Origin of the sequence: Variovorax paradoxus (genome assembly GCF_030811855.1) — a bacterium.
Taxonomy (GTDB): Bacteria; Pseudomonadota; Gammaproteobacteria; order Burkholderiales; family Burkholderiaceae_C; genus Variovorax; species Variovorax paradoxus_L.
The window spans coordinates 12,014-32,466 of the sequence record NZ_JAUSRN010000003.1 but is presented as its reverse complement, the minus strand read 5'-3'; the positions used below and the strand labels follow the sequence as shown (position 1 = coordinate 32,466).

Annotated in this window: 17 protein-coding genes; 5 read left to right on the top strand and 12 right to left on the bottom strand. The window is 66.5% G+C overall.

Annotated elements, in window-relative coordinates:
• The first annotated feature begins 42 nt into the window (after window positions 1-42).
• The 3 genes from phaP (at window position 43) to J2X92_RS08015 (ending at window position 3,092) form a co-directional block, all read left to right on the top strand.
• A complete protein-coding gene (gene phaP, locus J2X92_RS08025) occupies window positions 43-543 on the top strand; it encodes a TIGR01841 family phasin (protein ID WP_307574794.1) in 501 nt (166 codons plus the stop codon).
• A 76-nt stretch (window positions 544-619) separates the two neighbouring features.
• Window positions 620-2,248, top strand: coding sequence for a peptide chain release factor 3 (locus J2X92_RS08020; protein ID WP_055808275.1), 1,629 nt, complete (start codon window positions 620-622; stop codon window positions 2,246-2,248).
• Between the two features lie 7 nt (window positions 2,249-2,255).
• The gene (locus J2X92_RS08015) at window positions 2,256-3,092 is read left to right on the top strand and encodes an HAD-IIB family hydrolase (protein WP_307574793.1); all 837 of its coding nucleotides are present in this window, start codon (window positions 2,256-2,258) and stop codon (window positions 3,090-3,092) included.
• Here the strand turns inward: J2X92_RS08015 and J2X92_RS08010 are convergent.
• On the bottom strand, window positions 3,082-4,347 hold the full coding sequence (locus J2X92_RS08010) for an MFS transporter (RefSeq protein ID WP_307574792.1): 1,266 nt from the start codon (window positions 4,345-4,347) through the stop codon (window positions 3,082-3,084). The two genes, J2X92_RS08015 and J2X92_RS08010, sit on opposite strands and share 11 nt — an antisense overlap.
• Before the next feature lie 87 nt (window positions 4,348-4,434).
• Here J2X92_RS08010 and J2X92_RS08005 point away from each other — a divergent pair, with 87 nt between their 5' ends.
• Window positions 4,435-5,037 (top strand): TetR/AcrR family transcriptional regulator, encoded by a 603-nt coding sequence (locus J2X92_RS08005; protein ID WP_307574790.1) that lies wholly within the window; start codon window positions 4,435-4,437, stop codon window positions 5,035-5,037.
• Here the strand turns inward: J2X92_RS08005 and J2X92_RS08000 are convergent.
• From J2X92_RS08000 to uvrA, 4 genes are all read right to left on the bottom strand, one after another.
• Window positions 4,991-5,971, bottom strand: a complete 981-nt coding sequence (locus tag J2X92_RS08000) for a Bug family tripartite tricarboxylate transporter substrate binding protein (RefSeq protein ID WP_307574789.1) — start codon at window positions 5,969-5,971, stop codon at window positions 4,991-4,993. The genes J2X92_RS08005 and J2X92_RS08000 overlap by 47 nt on opposite strands.
• A gap of 94 nt (window positions 5,972-6,065) precedes the next feature.
• Complete coding sequence (locus J2X92_RS07995; protein WP_307574788.1) at window positions 6,066-7,112, bottom strand: histone deacetylase family protein; 1,047 nt, start codon at window positions 7,110-7,112, stop codon at window positions 6,066-6,068.
• Between the two features lie 7 nt (window positions 7,113-7,119).
• Window positions 7,120-8,169, bottom strand: coding sequence for an ornithine cyclodeaminase (locus J2X92_RS07990; protein ID WP_307574787.1), 1,050 nt, complete (start codon window positions 8,167-8,169; stop codon window positions 7,120-7,122).
• Between the two features lie 117 nt (window positions 8,170-8,286).
• A complete protein-coding gene (gene uvrA, locus J2X92_RS07985; RefSeq protein WP_307574786.1) occupies window positions 8,287-14,226 on the bottom strand; it encodes an excinuclease ABC subunit UvrA in 5,940 nt (1,979 codons plus the stop codon).
• A gap of 166 nt (window positions 14,227-14,392) precedes the next feature.
• On the opposite strand from uvrA, the gene J2X92_RS07980 reads away from it, so the two are divergent.
• Window positions 14,393-15,499 carry an ABC transporter substrate-binding protein gene (locus J2X92_RS07980; RefSeq protein WP_307574785.1) on the top strand — a complete coding sequence of 369 codons (1,107 nt, stop codon included), beginning with the start codon at window positions 14,393-14,395 and terminating at the stop codon, window positions 15,497-15,499.
• A 37-nt stretch (window positions 15,500-15,536) separates the two neighbouring features.
• Here the strand turns inward: J2X92_RS07980 and J2X92_RS07975 are convergent, their stop codons facing one another.
• From J2X92_RS07975 to J2X92_RS07945, 7 genes are all read right to left on the bottom strand, one after another.
• Window positions 15,537-15,701 (bottom strand): hypothetical protein, encoded by a 165-nt coding sequence (locus tag J2X92_RS07975; RefSeq protein WP_307574783.1) that lies wholly within the window; start codon window positions 15,699-15,701, stop codon window positions 15,537-15,539.
• Window positions 15,702-15,821: 120 nt separating this feature from the next.
• The gene (locus J2X92_RS07970) at window positions 15,822-17,516 is read right to left on the bottom strand and encodes an MFS transporter (RefSeq protein WP_093016965.1); all 1,695 of its coding nucleotides are present in this window, start codon (window positions 17,514-17,516) and stop codon (window positions 15,822-15,824) included.
• A gap of 167 nt (window positions 17,517-17,683) precedes the next feature.
• Window positions 17,684-18,328 (bottom strand): 2-hydroxychromene-2-carboxylate isomerase, encoded by a 645-nt coding sequence (locus J2X92_RS07965; RefSeq protein WP_307574781.1) that lies wholly within the window; start codon window positions 18,326-18,328, stop codon window positions 17,684-17,686.
• A complete protein-coding gene (locus J2X92_RS07960; protein ID WP_307574780.1) occupies window positions 18,325-18,591 on the bottom strand; it encodes a DUF1289 domain-containing protein in 267 nt (88 codons plus the stop codon). Before J2X92_RS07960 ends, J2X92_RS07965 begins: the two co-directional genes overlap by 4 nt.
• On the bottom strand, window positions 18,588-19,076 hold the full coding sequence (locus tag J2X92_RS07955) for a YbaK/EbsC family protein (RefSeq protein WP_307574778.1): 489 nt from the start codon (window positions 19,074-19,076) through the stop codon (window positions 18,588-18,590). The genes J2X92_RS07960 and J2X92_RS07955 overlap by 4 nt, the downstream gene beginning before the upstream one ends.
• Before the next feature lie 31 nt (window positions 19,077-19,107).
• A complete protein-coding gene (locus J2X92_RS07950; RefSeq protein ID WP_307574776.1) occupies window positions 19,108-20,028 on the bottom strand; it encodes a hydroxymethylglutaryl-CoA lyase in 921 nt (306 codons plus the stop codon).
• Window positions 20,029-20,119: 91 nt separating this feature from the next.
• Window positions 20,120-20,413 carry an acylphosphatase gene (locus J2X92_RS07945; RefSeq protein WP_307574774.1) on the bottom strand — a complete coding sequence of 98 codons (294 nt, stop codon included), beginning with the start codon at window positions 20,411-20,413 and terminating at the stop codon, window positions 20,120-20,122.
• Window positions 20,414-20,453 lie beyond the last annotated feature (40 nt).

Below are 20,453 nucleotides of genomic sequence, written 5' to 3'. Positions count from 1 at the left end.
CTCGTCATTCCCCCGTCCACCCGACACAGGAGATACCGCACCATGGCCACTGCCAAGAAAGCCGCCGCGAAGAAAACCACTGACAGCAGCACCGAGACGGAGGCCCCTGGTGCCGCCGACATGCTCAATCCAATGAAGAATCTCAAGGCCATGACCGACCGGCTGCAGGAGCTCAACCTGACCGGCGGCGCGAGCAAGCTGCTCGAGAGCGGCCAGAAGGACCTCCAGGCGCTGATGCAGGCCAACGAAAAGTCCTACCAGGGCCTGCAGACCGTGGTGCAGCGGCAGACCGAGATGATCAAGAGCGCCATCGCCGAGTGGCAGACCGCCGCCAAGGAGATGCCCGGCAAGGACCCCAAGGCCAACCTCGCCAACCTCGCCAAGCTCGACGAGCTCGGCCGCCAGTCGTTCCAGCGCGCCATCGACGACATCAAGGAACTGGCCAACCTCGCCGCCAAGTCGCAGGCCGATGCCTTCGAACTGGTGCGCCAGCGCATCCAGTCCAATGTGGACGAAGTGACCAAGATGCTCAAGCGCAAGTAAGGCGTTTTCGGCGGCTCGGGCGGGCGGCCCGGGACCGCCCTTCTAAAATCGGGCATTCCCCTGCAGATTGCCCACCTTGTCTTTTCTTGCCGAAACCCGCCGCCGCCGCACCTTCGCGATCATTTCCCACCCTGACGCCGGCAAGACCACGCTGACCGAAAAGCTGCTGCTTTTCTCCGGCGCGATCCAGATCGCCGGCTCGGTGAAGGCGCGCAAGGCCTCGCGCCATGCCACCTCCGACTGGATGGAAATCGAGAAGCAGCGCGGCATCTCGGTCGCCTCGTCGGTCATGCAGATGCTGTACCGCGACCACGTGATCAACCTGCTCGACACGCCCGGCCACAAGGACTTTTCGGAAGACACCTACCGCGTGCTCACCGCCGTGGACTCGGCGCTGATGGTGATCGACGCCGCAAACGGCGTGGAATCGCAGACGCGCCGGCTGATCGAGGTTTGCCGCCAGCGCGACACGCCCATCATCACCTTCGTCAACAAGATGGACCGCGAAGTGCGCGAGCCGCTCGACATCCTGGACGAGGTGGAGCGCGAGCTGGGCATGCCCTGCGTGCCAATGACGTGGCCCGTGGGCCAGGGCAAGTCGTTCCGCGGGATCATGAACCTGCGCACGCAGGCAATGACGGTGTTCGAGTCGGGCAGCGAGCGGCTGCCGCACGACTTCGAGACGATTCCGCTGTCGGAACGCGACACGCTCACCAAGCGCTTCGGCGCCGATTTCGAATCCGCCATGGACAGCATGGAGCTGGCCACCGGCGCCTCGCCCACCTGGGACCGCGAGGCCTTTCTAGCCGGCAAGCAGACGCCGGTGTTCTTCGGCTCCGGCGTGAACAACTTCGGCGTGATGGAAGTGCTCGATGCGCTGGTCGACCTCGCGCCTTCGCCGCAGTCGCGCACCAGCACCACGATGGTCAACCGCCAGCCCGTGGTGAAGGAGATCCAGCCCGAGGACAAGGACTTCGCGGGCGTGGTGTTCAAGGTGCAGGCCAACATGGACGCCAATCACCGGGACCGCATCGCCTTCGTGCGCATGGCCTCGGGCAAGTACACGCCGGGCATGAAGCTCAAGGTGCAGCGCACCTCCAAGGAGCTGCGGCCCACCAGCGTGGTCACGTTCATGAGCCAGCGGCGCGAGGCCGTCGAAGAGGCTTACGCAGGCGACATCGTGGGCTTCACCACGCACGGCGGAGTGCAGCTGGGCGACACCATCACCGACGGTGCGAGCCTGCAGTTCACCGGCCTGCCGTTCTTCGCGCCCGAACTCTTCATGACCGTGATCCTGAAGAACCCGCTGCGCACCAAGCAGCTGCAGCAGGGCCTGGCCCAGCTTGGCGAAGAAGGCGCGATCCAGGTTTTTCGCCCAGAGATCGGCGGGCCGATGTTGCTGGGCGCCGTCGGGCAACTGCAGTTCGAAGTGGTGCAGCACCGGCTGAAGGCCGAGTACGACGCCGACGTGCGGCTCGAAGGCTGCCAGTACACCGGTGCACGCTGGATCACGGCCGATTCGCCGGCCGAGTTGCGCGAGTTCGTCCACGCGTACCCGCAGCGCATGGCAAAAGACGCGGCCGATACCCTGGCCTTCCTGTGCACCTCGCCTTACGACGTGCGGCTGGCGCAAGAGCGGTTTCCCAAGATCCATTTCCATCCGCTGCGGGAGCATGCGGGGTTGGCGCTGCAGAGTGCCGGCTGAGCCAGGCATGCGCCAGCCGATCTCCCTGCCCTCTTCGCCCCATCATCTGCTGCCTCTGGCGCAGTGGGCGGCGGCAGCGCGCAGCAACCTGATCGGCGTGTTCACCGACATCGACGACACGCTCACCACCGAAGGCGCCATCACGCCCGATGCGCTGAAGGCGCTGGGCGACCTGAAAGCGGCCGGCCTTCACGTCGTGGCCATCACCGGCCGCCCGGTGGGCTGGAGCGTGCCCTTCGTTTCCGCATGGCCCGTCGACTCCATCGTGGCGGAGAACGGCGCCGTCGCCCTGCTGCCCGTGCCCGGCGGCAAGCTGCAAAAACGCTACCAGCAGGACGCGGCAACCCGCGCTGCCAATTTCGATCGGATGCAGCAGGTGCTGGCGGGCATCGAGCGCGAGATTCCGGGCGCCCGGCGCGCCACCGACTCGCCGGGCCGCGAGACCGACATCGCCATCGACCACAGCGAGTTCGTGCAGTTGAGCGAAGAGACCATCGCCCACGTCGTGGCCTTGATGCGCAGCGAAGGCATGCACGCCACCGTGAGCAGCATCCACATCAACGGCTGGTATGGCGACAACGACAAGCTCGAGGGCGCGCGCTGGATCGTGCGCGAACTCTGGGGCCGCACGCTCGACGACGAGATCGACCGCTGGGCCTACGTGGGCGACTCCACCAACGACCAGCTGATGTTCCGCACCTTCGCCCACAGCATCGGCGTGGCGAACGTGGCGCGCTTCGTGCAGCAGCTTGAGCACCTGCCGCGCTACGTGACCGAGGGCGAGCGCGGCGCGGGGTTCGCCGAAGCGGTGCGCGCCATTCTCTCGGCCCGCGCTACTCGCTGACCGGCAGGCTGCGCGTGGGACGCCGCAGCGCCGCCCACTGGCTCCAGGTGCCGAAGGCTGCGATCAACAGCAGCACCGCTGCATAGCCCTCGGCGGTAGCCAGCAGCCCCAGCGGTGCCACCAGGAAGCCGGCCAGCATCGCGGGCAGGCTGAACGCGAGGTAGCTCACCACGAAGATGGCCGCGAACAGCTCGCCGCGTTCGTGCGATCTGGCAAGCGGCGCCAGCGTTTGCACCAGCGCCGAGAACGCGCCGCCGAAGCCCATGCCCACTACCGCCGTGCCCACGAAGAACAGCGCCACTGATCGTGTGTGCAGCGACGCCAGCAGCAGCCCCACCCCGACCGTGATGCTGGCCATGCCGATGATGGTCGGCCGTGGCGCCGCGAAGCGCCCAAGCAAGGTGGGCGCAACGGCGCCGACACCGGAGAGCACGGCCACCGTAAGGCCGTTGACCACGCCGCTGTCGATGCCGAACACATGCAGCATGAGCGACGGCGCCAGCGAGAGATACAGCCCACCCATCGCCCACACCACGATGAACACCGGCAAGCCGCGCACGAACTCGGCCCTGGCCTGCTGCGGGATCGAAATGCGCGGCACCAGCGAAGCCAGCGCACCTGCACGCTGTGTGACGGTCTCCGGCATCCACAGCACCACGGCCGCGCCCAGCGCGAACACCACGGCCAGCACACCGAACACCAGTGCCACCGGATACCCGGTGAAGCGTATCGCCATACCCGTCAAGAGCGCACCCGCGGCGAGCCCCGCCAGCGGCGATACGCTCGTGATCAGCGCGCCCAACCGCTTGCGCGAGGCCGGCGCGGCCTCGACCACGGCCGCGCTCAGCGCACCGCTCGCGACCCCCGTGGCCACGCCCTGGACGACACGCGCGACGATCAGCCCGCCGATGTCATGCGCCAGCAGGAACAAGCCCATCGCCACCGCCTGGAGCACCAACGCCCCCAGCACCACCGGGCGGCGCCCGACATGGTCCGACAGCGAACCCGCCACCAGCAGCGAGATCAGCAGCGCAATCGCATATATCGCAAAAGCGACCGTGAGCATCGACGACGAAAAGCCCCAGGCATGCTGGAACACCACGAACAGCGGCGACGGCGCGGCCGCCGCGAAGAAGAAGGCGAAGAGCACCGTGGCCAACAGCGGAAAACCGACGGCGACCGGCAGGCGCCACGGCTTGGAACGGGCGGCAACGCCGGCCGTGGCAGCGGCAAGTTCAGGACAAGAGGAGGGCATTGCAATCCTTAACGCAACGATTTTTGCTTTTGCAATTCTATGCCTGCACGCTTTTAAAGCAAATATCTTTGCGTTAGAGTCCTTACCATGAACGATGTCGTCCTTCCCAACAAGCGGCCCGGCGGCCGCAGCGCGCAGGTGCAGGCGCTGGTGCGCACCGCCCTCGAAGAGTTGGTGGCCGAACAGGGGCGAGAACGCGTCACGGTGCCTGCCGTGGCCGAGCGCGCTGGCGTCAGCGCTTCCAGCATTTACCGCCGATGGGGCGATCTGTCGGGGCTGTTGGCCGAAACGGCCACGCACCGGCTGGACCCCAACCGGCCGCTGCCCGATACGGGCTCGCTGCGCAAAGACCTGACCGCCTGGGCCAAGGAACTCATCATGCACCTCGCGAACCCTTGCAACACCTCGCTGCTGAAAGCCGCGGCCGCGCTGGCCAACGGCGACTCGGACACCGATTGCCTGCGCAACCGCCGCAAGGAAGCGCTGACGCTGGTCGAGCAGGCGCACGCCCGCGGCGATCACGCGCCCGAGGCGCAGCAGGTGATCGACCACCTGATTGCACCGATCGTGTTTCGGCTGGTGTTCGGCGCCGATCCCGTGAAGCCGGAGTTGGCGGAGCGGCTGGTGGGGGAGTTGTTTGCGATCAGTTCGTCTTCGGCTGTTCCTTCGCCAACCCTAGCTTCTCGATAACCACCTTCTCCTTCACCACCGTGTCCTGCGCAAACTTGGTGTAGGTCGCCGAGCTCATGTAGTTCGGCAGCATGTCGTAGCGCCCCAGCGAAGCCACATAACTCGGCTCTTCCATCGCCTGCTTGAACGCGTCGTGCAGCTTCTTCACCACCTCGGGCGGCGTGCCTTTGGGTGCGCCGATGCCGAAGGGCGAGTTCTGCACGATGTCGTAGCCCAGTTCCTTCAGCGTCGGTGCGTCGGGGAATTTGGCCAGGCGCTTCTCGCCCCAGGTGTTGAGCACGCGCAGCTTGCCGGCCTCGACCTGCGGCGCGAAGCCGGTGCTGTCGGCCGCAGCCATCAGCTGGCCGCTGACCACAGCGAGCATCAGGTCCGCGCTGCCCTTGTAGGGCACATGCTGCAGCTCGATGCCGGCCTTCTGCGCAATGATTTCCGTTGTGAGGTGCGGACTGGTCAGGTTGCCGGTCGAGCCGTAAGTGAGCTTGCCGGGGTTGGCCTTGGCGTAGGCCACGAAGTCGGCCCAGGTCTTGAACGGGCTGTTGGCCGGTACCACGATGCCGAAGGCATAACCCGTGACGTTGAGGACGTACGTGATGTCCTTCAACGGGTCCCAGTTGATCTTGGTGGTGTAGCCGAGGCGGAACACGCCGAGCGGGATCTGCGCGACGGTGTAGCCGTCGGGCTGTGCGGTCTGCAGCGCCTGCGCGGGGAGCGTGCCGCCGGCGCCGGGCTTGTTGTCGATGATCACGGGCTGGCCGATGATCTTGCTCGCGTTGTCGGCGAGCTGGCGCATCGTGATGTCGGTCGGGCCGCCTGCGGGAAAGGCGATGACGAGCTTGATCGGCTTGCTGGGAAAGGTCTGCGCCAACGCCGTCAGCGGAGAAGCAAGGCCGCACGCGGCGAGCGTGGCGGCACAGAGAAGGGAACGGCGGGACATGACTGACTCCTGAAACATGGACAAAGCGCGCATTGGGCCCTGCCCCGCCCGTTGCGGCAATCGGTGCTCACCCGACTGCTGTCGCCGAGGCGGCTCAGCCGGCGGTCTGGCCGAAACCTTCCAGCACGTTGACCGCGTTCACACCCACCTCTGCCACCGCATAGCCGCCTTCGAAAACGAACACCGTCGGCAAGCCGGCGCGCGCCAGGTCTTCGCCCATGCGCAGGTAGTCGTCGCTCTTGAGGCGAAAGCCCGCGACCGGATCGCCCTCGAACGTGTCGACGCCAAGCGACACGACCAGCGCGCCCGCGCGCACCGCGGCGATGCCGTCGAGCGCGGTCTTCAGCGCCGCGCGCCAAGCGGCAAAGTCGGTGCCGCGCGCGAGCGGCAGGTTGTGGTTGAAGCCGAGCCCCGCGCCGGCGCCGCGCTCGTCGGCGTGGCCCAGGTAGTACGGGTAGTCGGTCATCGGATCGCCATGCAGGCTCGCAAAATGAATGTCGCTGCGCTCGTAGAAGATGGCCTGCGTGCCGTTGCCGTGGTGGTAGTCCACATCGAGCACCGCAACGCGTTCCACGCCCGCGTCGCGCAGCGCCTGTGCAGCCACCGCGGCGTTGTTGATGAAGCAGTAGCCGCCGAAGAAATCGGCGCCCGCATGGTGGCCCGGCGGGCGCGTGAGCGCAAAGGCGGCGCGCTGGCCGCTGATGACGCGCTGCGCCGCGGTCCACGCACAGGCCGCGCCGTGGCGCGCGGCGGCCCAGCTGCCGGCCATGAGCGGTGTGCCCGCATCGAACGCGAACAGCCCCATGCGCGCGGGGAAGCTCTTGGGCAGCACATCGGTGCGCATGCCGCGCACGGGCCAGTAAGAAGGCAATGCATCGCGCGACACGTTGGATGGATCGAGTGCCACCCACTCGTCCCAGGCATGGGCGATGAAATCCAGGTAGCGCGGCGCATGCACCTTGGCCAGCAGCGCCTCGTCGAAAGCTTCAGGCCTTTGCAGCGCGCCCAGGCCGCGGCGCTCCAACTCATGCTTCACATGGTCGACGCGCGCGGGCACCTCGAAACACGGCACCAGTTCGCCGCGGAACATTTCGAATTTGCCTTGATGCAGTGCGTGCTGGTCGTTGTAAATGGTGAGCATGCCGCCATCATGCCGCACGCCGCAGCACCGCCCGGCGCCGGCCGGAAGCGGTCATGCCGAACAGATCCTTCGGGTCATCGAGCTCGGGCACCAACGCAATCCGCTGGCCAATGCCGCGCTCGATGGCCAGCTGGTGGATGTAGCGCAGCGCGGTGTAATCCTCCAGTGCGAAGCCGACCGAATCAAACACCGTGACCTGGTCCGCGCTCTCGCGTCCGGGCACCTTGCCGAGCAGCACCTCCCAGAGTTCGTGCACCGGAAAGTCGGCCGGCAGCTGCTGAATCTCGCCCTCGACGCGGGTCTGCGGTTCGTACTCGACGAAGACGCGCGCCAGGCGCAGCACGTCAGGATGCAGCTCGGTCTTGCCGGGCGAATCGCCTCCCACCGCGTTGATGTGCATGCCCGGCTCGATCATCTCAGGCGCAAGCACGATCTCGTGGCCCTGGTGCGCCGTGACCGTGGTGACGATGTCCGCGCCGCGCACGGCCTCGGCAATCGAATGGGCGCGCACCACTTCGAGCGAAGTACAGGCGGACAGGTGGCGCACCAGTTTGTCGGTGGCGTGCGGATCGATGTCGAACACGCGCACCTCCTCGATGCCCAGCAGCGCATGAAAGGCCAAGGCCTGGAACTCGCTTTGCGAACCATTGCCGATCAGCGCCAGGCTGCGCGAACCGGGCCGCGCCAACGCCTGTGCCGCCATGGCCGAGGTGGCCGCGGTGCGCAGCGCGGTGGTGAGCGTGAGCTCCGACAGCAGCACTGGGTAGCCGGTATCGACCTCGGCCAGAACACCAAAGGCCATCACCGTGGGCAGCCCGACCGCCGTGTTGTGCGGATGCCCGTTCACGTATTTGAAGGCGTAGGCGCCATCGTCGGCCACGGGCATCAACTCGATCACGCCAAGGTGAGAGTGGCTGGCGACGCGCGCCTTCTTGTCGAACTCGCGCCATCGCATGAAGTCGTCGCGCAGCGCGTCGGCCAGCGCCGCGAGAAATTCAGGTACGCCGGTTTCGTCCACCAGGCGAACCAGGCTGTGAACATCGATGAAGCGGGTCATGACATGGCTCCTTGCGTAGCCCGGCACGGCGCTTCATCCCCTCACATGTTTACTCCACCATGGCTGATTCAGGATGCGCCTGCGCCAGGGGTCGAAGCCATTGTGCGCCCGCCTGCATCAACGCGCCAGCACCTGGGCCAAGGCCACACCGGTATGCGTACCCAGCCGCACCACCTCTTCCGGCGGAGCCGCCGCAACGATGCGCCCGCCAGCGTTGCCGCCTTCAGGGCCAAGGTCGATGATCCAGTCGGCCTCGGCGATCAGGTCGAGGTCGTGCTCGATCACCACCACGCTGTGGCCGCCGTTCACCAGCCGGTGCAGCACGTGGATCAGCTTCTCGACGTCGGCCATGTGCAGGCCGACGGTCGGCTCGTCGAGCACGTAGAGCGTGTGCGGCGCCTTCTGGCCGCGCCGCGTGACGTCGTCGCGCACCTTGCTGAGTTCGGTCACCAGCTTGATGCGCTGCGCCTCGCCGCCCGAGAGCGTGGGCGACGGCTGGCCCAGCGTGAGGTAGCCCAGCCCCACGTCCTTCAGCAATTGCAGCGGATGGCTGATGTTGGGCATGGCGGCAAAGAACTCGACCGCCTCGTCCACCTCCATCTGAAGCACATCGCCGATGCTCTTGCCGCGCCAGCTCACGGCCAGCGTCTCGGGGTTGAAACGCGCGCCGTGGCACACCTCGCAAGGCACCTTCACGTCGGGCAGAAAGCTCATCTCGATGGTGCGCACGCCGGCGCCATCGCAGCCGGGGCAGCGTCCTTCGCCGGTGTTGAAGCTGAAGCGCGCCGGGCCGTAACCACGCGCCTTGGCCTCGAGCGTGTCGGCAAACAGCTTGCGGACGGTGTCCCAGAAGCCGATATAGGTGGCCGGACAGCTGCGCGGCGTCTTGCCGATGGGGGTCTGGTCGACCTCGAGCACGCGGTCGATGGTTTCGTAGCCCTCGACGCGATCGCAGCCAGACCATGCGGGGCGCTTGCCCGCGGCGTCGGCGTCGCGGCCGGCCTTGGTCATGCGCTGCACCACCACGGCATGCACGCTGGCCAGCAGCACGTCGCGCGCAAGCGTGGACTTGCCCGAGCCGCTCACGCCAGTGACCACCACCAGGCGGTGCAGCGGCAGCGTGGCGGTCACGTCCTGCAGGTTGTGCAGGTCGGCGCCATGCACGGTGAGCCAGGCATTGGCTCCCTCCCCTCCCGGGGGAGGGTTGGGGTGGGGGCTGGCGGCGCTTGCACGGCCAGAGGCCTTGTTGGAGGCCGTCGTGCCCCCTCCCCGGCCCTCCCCCGGAAGGGGAGGCAGAGGGACAAGACGCCGTGCTTGCAAGGGGTGCTTGATGGCATCGCGCAGGTAGCGGCCAGTCTGCGAATCGCTCGCCGCCTGGATGTCGGCCACCGAGCCCTCCGCCACGAGGCGGCCGCCCCGCTTGCCGGCGCTCGGGCCGATGTCGATGATGTGGTCGGCGCGGCGGATGGTGTCTTCGTCGTGCTCCACCACCACCAGCGTGTTGCCCTTGTCGCCCAGCTTATGCAGCGCGTTGAGCAATATCTGGTTGTCGCGCGCGTGCAGGCCGATGGTCGGCTCGTCGAGCACGTAGCAAACGCCCTGCAGGTTGCTGCCAAGCTGCGCCGCCAGGCGGATGCGCTGCGCCTCGCCGCCGCTCAAAGTCGGCGCGCCGCGGTCGAGCGTGAGGTAGCCCAAGCCCACCTCTTCGAGAAATTCGAGGCGGCTCTTGATCTCGGGCACCAGGTCGCGCGCAATCTCCGCTTCGCGGCCTGTCAGCGCGAGCCCCTCGAACCACTGCCGCACCTCGGTCACGCTCATGCGTGCGAGCTCGGTAATGCCGATGCCGCCCATGCCGTCCGCCAGCGAGGCGCCGAAGCTCACCGCGCGAGCCGTCGCGTTGAGCCGCGTGCCTTCGCAGGTCGGACACGCCACGTCGGCCAGGTCTTCCACTTCGGGCTCGGCAAAGGTCTGCTCGCGGCCCTTGCTGTCGTCGTCGCGAATTGAGTCATCGAAGACCTTGCGCTGGTCCTTGCTGAGCTTGACGCCCGTGCCCACGCAGTCGGGGCACCAGCCGTGCTTGCTGTTGTAGCTGAACAGGCGCGGGTCGAGCTCGGCATAGCTGGTGCTGCAGACCGGGCAGGCGCGCAGCGTGGAGAACACGTTCACGCGGCCGATGCCGTTCGCCGACACGCCGGCCATCATCGCGGCCTTCAGGCCGTCGAGCTGGCTCAGCACGTGCACCACGCCCTTGCCGTGTTCGAGCGCCTTGGTCAGCGCCTCGCGCAGTTCGTTCTCCTTCGAGGGCAGCACGTCGAGGCTGGCCACCGGCAGCTCGATGCTGTGTTCCTTGAAGCGGTCGATGCGCGGGAAGCCCGTGGTCGGCAAAAACTCGCCGTCCACACGCAGGTGGGTAAATCCGCGCGGCCGCGCCCAGTCGGCCAGCTCGGTGTACACGCCCTTGCGGTTGCTCACCAGCGGCGCGAGCAGGCCGATGTGCTGGCCCTTGAAGTTGCGCATCAGCTGTGCAGCGATGCTGTCGGGCGTCTGCGGCTGCACGGCCGCGCCGTCGTGCGTGCAATGCTGGATGCCCAGCTTCACGTACAGAAGCCGCAGGAAGTGCCAGACCTCGGTGGTGGTACCCACCGTGCTCTTGCGGCCGCCGCGCGACAAGCGCTGCTCGATGGCGACCGTGGGCGGAATGCCGTAGACAGCGTCGACCTCGGGCCGGCCTGCCGGCTGCACGATGCTGCGCGCATAGGCATTGAGCGACTCGAGGTAGCGGCGCTGTCCCTCGTTGAACAGGATGTCGAAGGCCAGCGTCGATTTGCCCGAACCGCTGACGCCCGTCACCACGCTGAACTTGCCGCGCGGGATGTTCACGCTGAGGTTCTTCAGGTTGTGCTCGCGCGCGTTGACGATCTCGATGGCGTTGCTGCCGGGCGCCGTCCTGGCGTTGGCGATGTATCGCCGCGCCGCGCGTTCGGCCACCTTGTAGGCCTCGGGGCCGATGGCCAGTTCGTAGTCGGCCAGGGCCGCGCCGGTGAGCGAGGCGCGGTTCTCGCGCAGCTGCTCGGGCGTGCCCTCGGCCACCACCATGCCGCCGCCCTCGCCGCCTTCGGGGCCGAGATCGATGCACCAGTCGCTGGCCCGAATCACGTCGAGGTTGTGCTCGATCACGATCAGCGAATGGCCCGCGTCGAGCAGCTTGCGCAGCGCGCGCATCAGTCGCGCGATGTCGTCGAAATGCAGCCCGGTGGTCGGCTCGTCGAACAGGAAGAGCGTGCCCCGGCGCGCCACCGACTGCTTGCTCGCCGTCGCGCTCTTCGCCGCTTCGGCCAGAAAGCCCGCGAGTTTGAGGCGCTGCGCCTCGCCGCCGCTCAGCGTGGGCACGGGCTGGCCGAGCTTCACGTAGTCGAGCCCCACGTCGGAGATCGGCTGCAGCACGCGCAGCACGTCGCGGTCAGCCTCGAACACCGCCGCTGCCTCCGCCACAGTGAGGTCGAGCACGTCGGCCACGTTGTAGCTCTTGCCCTTGCGCTCGACCTTCACTTCGAGGATCTCGGGCCGGTAGCGCTTGCCGTCGCAATCGGGGCAGCGCAGGTACACGTCCGACAAAAACTGCATCTCCACGTGCTCGAAGCCCGAGCCGCCGCAGGTCGGGCAGCGCCCGTCGCCGGAGTTGAAGCTGAACTTGCTCGCGGTGTAGCCGCGCTGGCGCGACAGCGCAGCGGTGGCGAAGATCTCGCGGATGGCGTCCCACGCACCCACGTAGCTCGCGGGATTGGAACGCGCCGTCTTGCCGATGGGCGACTGGTCGACGAAGACCACGTCGCCGAGGTGATCGGCGCCCAGCATGCGGTCGTGCGCGCCCGGCGTTTCGGTGGCCTTTCCGAAGTGGCGCATGAGCGCGGGCGCCAGCACGTCCTGAATCAGCGTGGACTTGCCCGAGCCGCTGACGCCGGTCACGCACACGAGGCGCGCGAGCGGAAAGTCGACCGTGATGCTCTTGAGGTTGTGCTCGCGCACGCCCTCCAGGATGAGCCGGTGCGTGTTCTCGCTCACCAGCCGCTTGAAACCCATGCCGATCTTCTTGCGCCCGCCCAGGTACTGGCCGGTGAGCGTGTCGGCGTCGCGCAATTGATCCGTCGTGCCGTCGAACACGATCTGCCCGCCACGGATGCCGGGGCCGGGACCCATGTCGATCACGCGGTCGGCGGCGAGCATCACGGCCGGGTCGTGCTCCACCACCACCAGCGTGTTGCCGGCATCGCGCAAGCGAAGCATGGCCTCGGTGATGCGGTTCATGTCGCGCGGATGCAGGCCGATGCTGGGCTCGTCCAGCACGAACAACGTGTTGACAAGCGAGGTGCCGAGCGCGGTCGTGAGATTGATGCGCTGCACCTCGCCGCCCGAGAGCGTGCGGCTCTGGCGGTCGAGCGTGAGGTAGCCGATGCCGACGTCGTGCAGGTAGCGCAGGCGGGTTGTGATTTCTTCGAAGAGGAGCTTGAGGGCCTGCGCTTCCCCGCTTCTTGCTCCTTCCCCCTCCGGGGCAAGGTTGGGATGGGGGCTCGCGGCCTCTTTCGAGCTGGCGAGGCTCGCGGGCGCCGCTTGCCCCCACCCCTGCCCTCCCCCAGCGGGGGAGGGAGTCATACCCACGCGGTCGAAGAAGCGGCGCAGCCGCTCGATGGGCAGCAGCATCAGGTCGTGCAGGCACAGGCCGGGCAGTGATTCGAGCTGCGCCCGCGTCCATTTGGCCCCTGTCGGCATGAAGCGCTTGGCGGGCTCCAGCACCGCATCCGCATCTTCCTTGCTGCCGATACGCCACAACAAACTGTCAAGCTTCAGGCGCGCACCACTGCACACCGGGCATGGCGTATAGCTGCGGTACTTGGACAAGAGCACGCGGATGTGCATCTTGTAGGCCTTGCTCTCCAGGTAGCCGAAGAAGCGCCGCACGCCATACCACTGCTTGTTCCAGTTGCCTTCCTTGTAGTTGGGCGTGCCCTCGATCACCCAGTGCTTCTGCTCATCGGTGAGCTTGTTCCAGGGCGTGTCGCGCGGAATGCCGGCTGCCTCGGCGTGGCGCATGAGGTCGTCCTGCGCCTCCTTCCACGCAGGAGTCTGGATGGTCTTGATCGCGCCGGCGCGCAAGGTCAGCTTGTCGTTCGGAATCACCAGCCCCAGATCGACGCCGATCACGCGGCCGAAGCCGCGGCAGGTGTCGCACGCGCCGACGGCCGAGTTGAACGAGAACATCGACGGGATCGGGTCGGCGTAGCGAATGTCGCTTTCGGGGCAGTGCAGGCCGGTGGAGAATTTCCACACTTCGGCCGGCGCGGCCTCATCGGGTGCCAGCGCATGCACCGTGACCCGCCCGCTGCCGCGCTTGAGTGCGACCTCGATCGCTTCGACCACGCGCGAACGCTCGGCGCTCGAGATGCGGAAGCGGTCGGCCACCACGTCGAGCACCTTGCGCGGTCCGGTGGGCGTAGCCACCTCGCGCTCCGACTGCACGCGCGTGAAGCCGCTGGCCGATAGCCACTGCGTCACTTCTTCCGCCGAGGTGCCCGCCGGCAGTTCGACCGGAAAGGTTACGACCAGCCGCGGATCGCCCGCCGCAGCCGCCCGCTCGGCAATTTCGGCATAGATGCTGTCGGGCGAATCGTGGCGCACCAGCAGCGCGGTCTCGCGGTCGAACAGCTGGGCCGCGCGCGCGTAGAGCAGCTTCAGGTGGTCGTTCAGCTCGGTCATCGTGCCGACGGTGGAGCGCGAGGAGCGCACCGGGTTGGTCTGGTCGATGGCGATGGCGGGCGGCACGCCCTCCACCTTGTCGACCGCCGGCTTGTCCATGCGGTCCAGGAACTGGCGCGCATAAGCGGAGAAGGTCTCCACATAGCGCCGCTGGCCCTCGGCATAGAGGGTGTCGAACACGAGGCTCGACTTGCCCGAGCCGCTGGGCCCGGTGACCACGGTCATCTCGCCAGTGCGGATGTCGAGGTCGAGGTTCTGGAGGTTGTGCTGGCGTGCGCCGCGAATCCGAATGGAGCCCTGTGTCATGAGTGCCTTGGGGGTGGGGCAAACATTCTAGGGAGAGCTTGGTGACGTATTCGTGCACTCCGTCACATGGTCTGCGGCCGCGCAGGGGTTTGTACGGATTCCGTTTAAGACACTTTATGTAACAAATAGCACCTTTGTTTACGTCTCACTGCATTGGAAGATGTCCATGAACAAGCTGCATGTGCTTTGCGCCGCCCTGCTGGCACTGGCCACGACGGCCGCTCCCGCCCAGATCCTGATTGGCCAGACTGCCGGCCTGACCGGCTCGGTGGCCGCGGGCGTGAATGAAACCATCGCCGGTTCCCAACTGGTGATCGACGCCGTGAACGCGCAAGGCGGCATCCATGGCGAAAAGATCGAGGTTCTCCGCATGGACGACACCTTCGACGTCAAGCGCGCCAGCGAGAACGCCCGCGTGCTGATCGAAGATAAAAAGGTGCTGGCCCTCTTCATGAGCCGCGGCACGCCGCATTCGCAAGCCATCATCCCTTGGCTCGACAAATACGACGTGGCCCTGATCGGCCCTTCCACCGGCGCGATGGTGCTGCACAAGCCGGTGCAAAAGCACGTGTTCAACGTGCGCGCCACCTACCAGCGAGAGGCCGAGAAGGCCATCCAGCACCTGCTCACCACCGGCATCGCCCGCATCGCGGTGGTGCACGTGACCGACTCTTTCGGGCAGGACGCGCTGGAAGGCGCGATGACCGGCTTTGCCAAGGCGCAGGCCAAGCCCGTGGTGACCGTGCCGGCGGACCGCGAAAAGCCCGACTACAAGACCATCGTGCCGACCATCAAGGAAGCCAATGCGCAGGCCGTGCTGTGGATCGGCTCGGGCGCGGCCGTGGTCGACGGCATCAAGGCGCTGCGCGCCTCGGGGTCGGCCGCGCAGGTGGTCACCTTGTCGAACAACGCCGCTTCGGGGTTCATCAAGCAATTGGGGGATGCAAGCAAGGGCGTGATCGTGACGCAGGTGTTCCCGAACGAGCGCTCCATCAGCTACCCCATGGTCAAAGAGGCCCTTGCGCTGGCGCAGGCCAAGGGCCACGCGGAACTCTCACCGGCCACGCTCGAAGGCTTTGCCGCGGCCAAGGTGCTGGTCGAAGCGCTGCGCCGCGCCGGGCCCAAGCCGACACGCGCCAAGGTGCTCGCGGCGCTCGAAAGCCTTCGCGCCTACGACCTTGGCGGGCTTGAGGTGAGCTATTCCCCCCAGGACCATTCGGGCATCGATTTCGCCGACCTGGCGATCATCAGCGACGGACGGTTCAAGCGCTAAGACCGCGCTGGCGCCCCGCCGCGCCTTGCGCTGTTGCTTACTTGGGTGCGGCGGCGGGCGCAGGTGCGGGTGCAGGTGCAGGCTCGTGCACCGCATCGCCCCCGTGCTTCTCGCCCGACATGTCGATCTTGTCTCCGGCCTTGGAAATGACGAACAGAGCAACGGCGGCAAAGACGACGAAGCCGACTACGAGTTTCCACATTTGGTTTGTCTCCTGAAGATGAGGATGTGAGGGTTCAAGAAAAGGGCCTCATGCCGACGGCATGAAGCCCCTTTGTTGAACGGAGGGCCGGCTTGCGCCACCCTCCTTCTGGACCTGCGTTCAGTCGTTCGCGTAGATGTCGACGTCCTTGGTTTCCCGGATGAACAGCGTGCCGATGACCAGCGTCATTGCCGCGATGATGATCGGATACCAGAGGCCGTTGTACATGTTGCCGGTGGTCGCCACGATCGCGAAGGCGGTGGTCGGCAGCAGGCCGCCGAACCAGCCGTTGCCGATGTGGTACGGCAGGCTCATCGAGGTGTAGCGGATGCGCGTCGGGAACAGTTCGACCAGCATCGCGGCAATGGGGCCGTAGACCATCGTGACCAGCAGCACCAGCCAGAACAGCAGCGCGACGACCATCACCTTGTTCATCTTCGCGGGGTCGGCCTTGGCCGGATAGCCCGCCACCTTCAGGTCCTCGGCCACGCCCTTCTTGAAGGCGGCGATCTCCTTGGCGGAGGCTTCGTCGAACTTCAGGTTCACCACGTTGCCGATCGGCGCTTCGATGGTCTTGTCGCCGATCTTGACGATGGCCTTGGAACCAGGCGCGCCTTCGACGTTGTCATAGCTCACCGAGTTCTGCACCAGGTAGCGCTTGGCAATGTCGCAAGAGCTGCGGAAGTCGATCTCGCGGGCCACAGGGTTGCCCTGGAACGAGCAAGACTTGGGATCCGCCGTCACCGTGACGCCAGCCGTGGCTTGCGCCTTGGCGAGGTCGGGGTTGGCGTAGGCCGTGATCATCTTGAAGACCGGGAAGTAGGTCACCACGGCCAAGAGGCAGCCGGCCATGATGATCGGCTTGCGGCCGATCTTGTCGGACAGCGTACCGAAGACCACGAAGAACGGCGTACCGATCAGCAGCGAGGCGGCGATCATCAGGTTGGCGGTCGTGGGGTCGACCTTGAGCTGCTGCGTCAGGAAGAACAGCGCGTAGAACTGCCCCGTGTACCAGACCACGGCCTGGCCGGCGGTCAGGCCGACCAGCGCCAGGATCACGATCTTGAGGTTCTTCCACTGGCCGAAGGATTCGGACAGCGGCGCCTTCGAGGTCTTGCCCTCGGCCTTCATCTTCTGGAACGCGGGCGACTCGCTCAGCGAAAGGCGAATCCACACCGAGATGCCCAGCAGCGCGATCGACACCAGGAACGGCACGCGCCAGCCCCACTCGCCGAACGCCTGTTCGCCGAGCCAGGTGCGCACACCCAGGATCACCAGCAGGCTCAGGAACAGGCCGAGCGTGGCGGTGGTCTGGATCCACGAGGTGTAGGCGCCGCGCTTGCCGTGCGGCGAGTGCTCGGCCACGTAGGTGGCAGCACCGCCGTACTCACCGCCGAGTGCCAGGCCCTGCAGCATGCGCAGTGCGATCAGGATCACCGGCGCCGCAACGCCAATGGTCGCGTAGCTGGGCAACAGGCCGACGATGAACGTCGACAAGCCCATGATCAGGATCGTGACCAGGAAGGTGTACTTGCGCCCGATCATGTCGCCGAGCCGGCCGAACACGATGGCGCCGAACGGCCGCACCAGGAAGCCTGCGGCAAACGCCAGCAGTGCAAAGATGAAGGCCGCGCCGGCATCCAGGCCGCTGAAGAACTGCTTCGCGATGATCGCAGCGAGCGATCCGTAAAGGTAGAAGTCGTACCACTCGAACACCGTGCCAAGGGAGGAAGCGAAGATGACCTTCTTTTCCTCCGCGGACATGGGCCGGGGGGCCGGGTGAGGCATCCCCCTCGAATCCAGTGTTGCTGCCATATGCGTCGTCTCCTGTGTATGCGTTCGTGTCGGTCCCGGCATTCGGGACCGTGAAGCATTCTTGGAGGCGCGACTGACCCGAGCCTTTCGCGAAACTGAACCGACGCTTACGAATTAAGGTGAAACCCGCGGGGCTCGTTTCAGCTTGTAAGAAATCGGCCGGTTGCTCAGTTTTTGCTGCTTCGCAGCAAGGACGGGCGCTGATCGGCGCCGGTCCACGCCGGACCATCGAACCACGTGTCGCCGTGCAGGTAGGCACGCATCATCGCCAGCCCGTCGAAGCCCCAGAACAGCCGGCCGTCGACCACGCAGGTGGGGGTGCCGAACACGCCCAGTTGTAGGGCCGTATCGGTATTGCGCTTGAGCAGCGCCTTGTTCTCGTCGCCGTTCATGTCGCGCTTGGGCGTCAGCTGCGCGGCCAGAGCGGCCAGTCGGCTGGCATCGCCTGCTTCTTCACCGCCGCGCCACACGTGGCGAAAGATGTTCTCGGCCACATGGCGGCTGATGCTGCCGTCTTCCGAAGTCGAGAGCGCAAGTCGCAGGTGCGGAAGCGGGTTGTAGGGATGCGAGGCAGGCATTTCAATCTGCACGCCGTTGGCATGGCCGAGCCAGAGCACGTGGCGGTAGGTCCAGCTGCGCTTGGCCGGAATCTCGGCCGGGCCAAGCTGCCCGTGGTGCTTGAGGATTGCACCGAGCAGAACCGGCTTGTAGGCCACGCTGTAGCTCAGGCCTTCGAGCGCCTCGGGCAGATGCTCGAAGGCAAGGTGCGCATAGGGCGAGATGAAGTCCAGGTAGAAGTCGATGTGCTTCATGCGTGCGTGTCTCCTGATTCCTCGGTGACGCGCCAAATGCCGGCACGTGCCCGCAACTCTATCGCGTGCCACACGCCGCGCCGCGCCTCGTCTTCCATCTTGCTCCAGCCCGCGATCTCCGGAATGGTGCGCAGGCACCCTTCGCAAAAACCGCTCAGGCGGTCCATGCGGCAGACTGAGGTGCAGGGCGATGGCACGTCGCCGGCTGCGCGCTGCACGGCAACAGCGCGCTCGGCCAGGGTTTCCGCCGCATCGAAATTCACACCACGTCCGCCACGGGTGCACCGGTCAGTTGCTCGAGGTCTTGCGGGCGCAGCTGGAACACCGCGTGCGGATGGCCCGCGGCGGCCCATATCTCCTCGAAACGGAACAGCTCGCGGTCGATCAGCACCACGGGTGGCGTGGCATGCGCCACCGGCGACACGCCGCCAATGGTGAAGCCGGTGCGCGCCTTCACGAATTCGGCATCGGCGCGGCCGGTCTTGCCGACCAGCGCGTCCACCTTTTTCTCGTCGACGCGCTTGTCGCCGGAGGTGATGACCAGCACCGCCGCGTCGTCGCTCTTGCGCCGGAAGATGATGCTCTTTGCGATCTGCCCGACCAGGATGCCGAGCGCGTCCGCCGCCTGCTGCGCGGTGCGGCAGGCATCGTCGAGCATGCGCGGCGAATGGGGGTGGCCAGCGTCCTGCAGCATGCGCGAGACACGCTGCACACCTTCGGGCAGCGAATGAAGTTCAGCGCCGCACATCACATGGCTCCCACGGTTGTCAGCGTGCTCATCAGCCAGCCCTCTTCGTGCGGATCGCCTTCGACGCCCGCGAGTTCGGCTCGCGCCCCAGCGCCTCGCTGATGTACACGCCCGCGTCGATCAGTTTGTCCAGGTCGATGCCAGTCTCGATGCCCATGCCGTGCAGCATGTAAACCACGTCTTCAGTCGCCACGTTGCCCGTCGCGCCCTTGGCGTAGGGGCAGCCCCCGAGGCCGGCGGAGGACGACTGGAAGTTCCAGACCCCCAGCTCCAGCGAGGCCAGCGTGTTGACCAGCGCCTGGCCGTAGGTGTCGTGGAAGTGGCCTGAGATGTGGTCCACGCCGAAGTGCGCCAGCGTGGCCTCGATGGCGGCCCGCACCTTGCGCGGCGTGCCCACGCCGATCGTGTCGGCCACGTCAACGCGCTGCACGCCGATGTCCTTCATCAGCTTCGCCAGCATGCCCACGCGCTCAGGTGCAACCTCGCCTTCGTACGGGCAGCCGACGGTGCACGACATGGCGCCGCGCACGTCGATGCCTTTTTCGCGCGCCGCCGCCACCACAGGTGCGAAGCGCTCGATGCTCTCGGCAATCGAGCAGTTGATGTTCTTCTGGCTGAAAGCCTCGCTCGCGGCGCCGAACACCACGATCTCGTCGGGCCATTCTTCGCGCGGCGCGGCAATGGCGGCCTCGAAGCCCTTCATGTTGGGCGTGAGCACCGAGTAGCGCACGCCGGGCTTGCGTTGGATGCCGTGCATCACCTCGGCGTTGTCGGCCATCTGCGGCACCCACTTGGGCGACACGAAGCTGGTGACCTCGATCTCTTTCAGGCCGGCGTCCTGCAGGCGGTGCACGAGGCCGATCTTCACTTCAGCCGAGACCGGCTGCTTTTCGTTCTGCAGTCCGTCGCGCGGGCCGACGTCGACGATCTTGACTTTGGTGGGGAGCTTCATGGCATGTCTCTGTGTCTGAGTTTTCACGGAAAAGAAAAAAGCCGTCTTTCAATTGTCGGCCGTCTGCGCGCGGCGTGCTTGGCGGCGCGGCTCACGCCGTTTCGCGCTGCACGAAATCCGATGGCGGCTCGGCCGGCGCGGGGACCTCAGTCACCTCCAATGCACTCACCTGCGCGCCGTCCGGACCGCTGCGGGCCCACGCCATCAGCGACTCGACCGCCGAGGCCGGTCCGCAGGCCAGCGCCTCCACGCTGCCGTCGCGCCGATTGCGCACCCAGCCGCGCACGCCCAGGCGCCGTGCGGCCTGCACCATTGACCAGCGATAGCCCACGCCCTGCACGAGGCCGCGGACGACGAGATGGCGGGTGACGGCGGGTGGATTCATGGCAATGGCAACATCGGTGCGAGGTGGGCGGTTCCAGCGC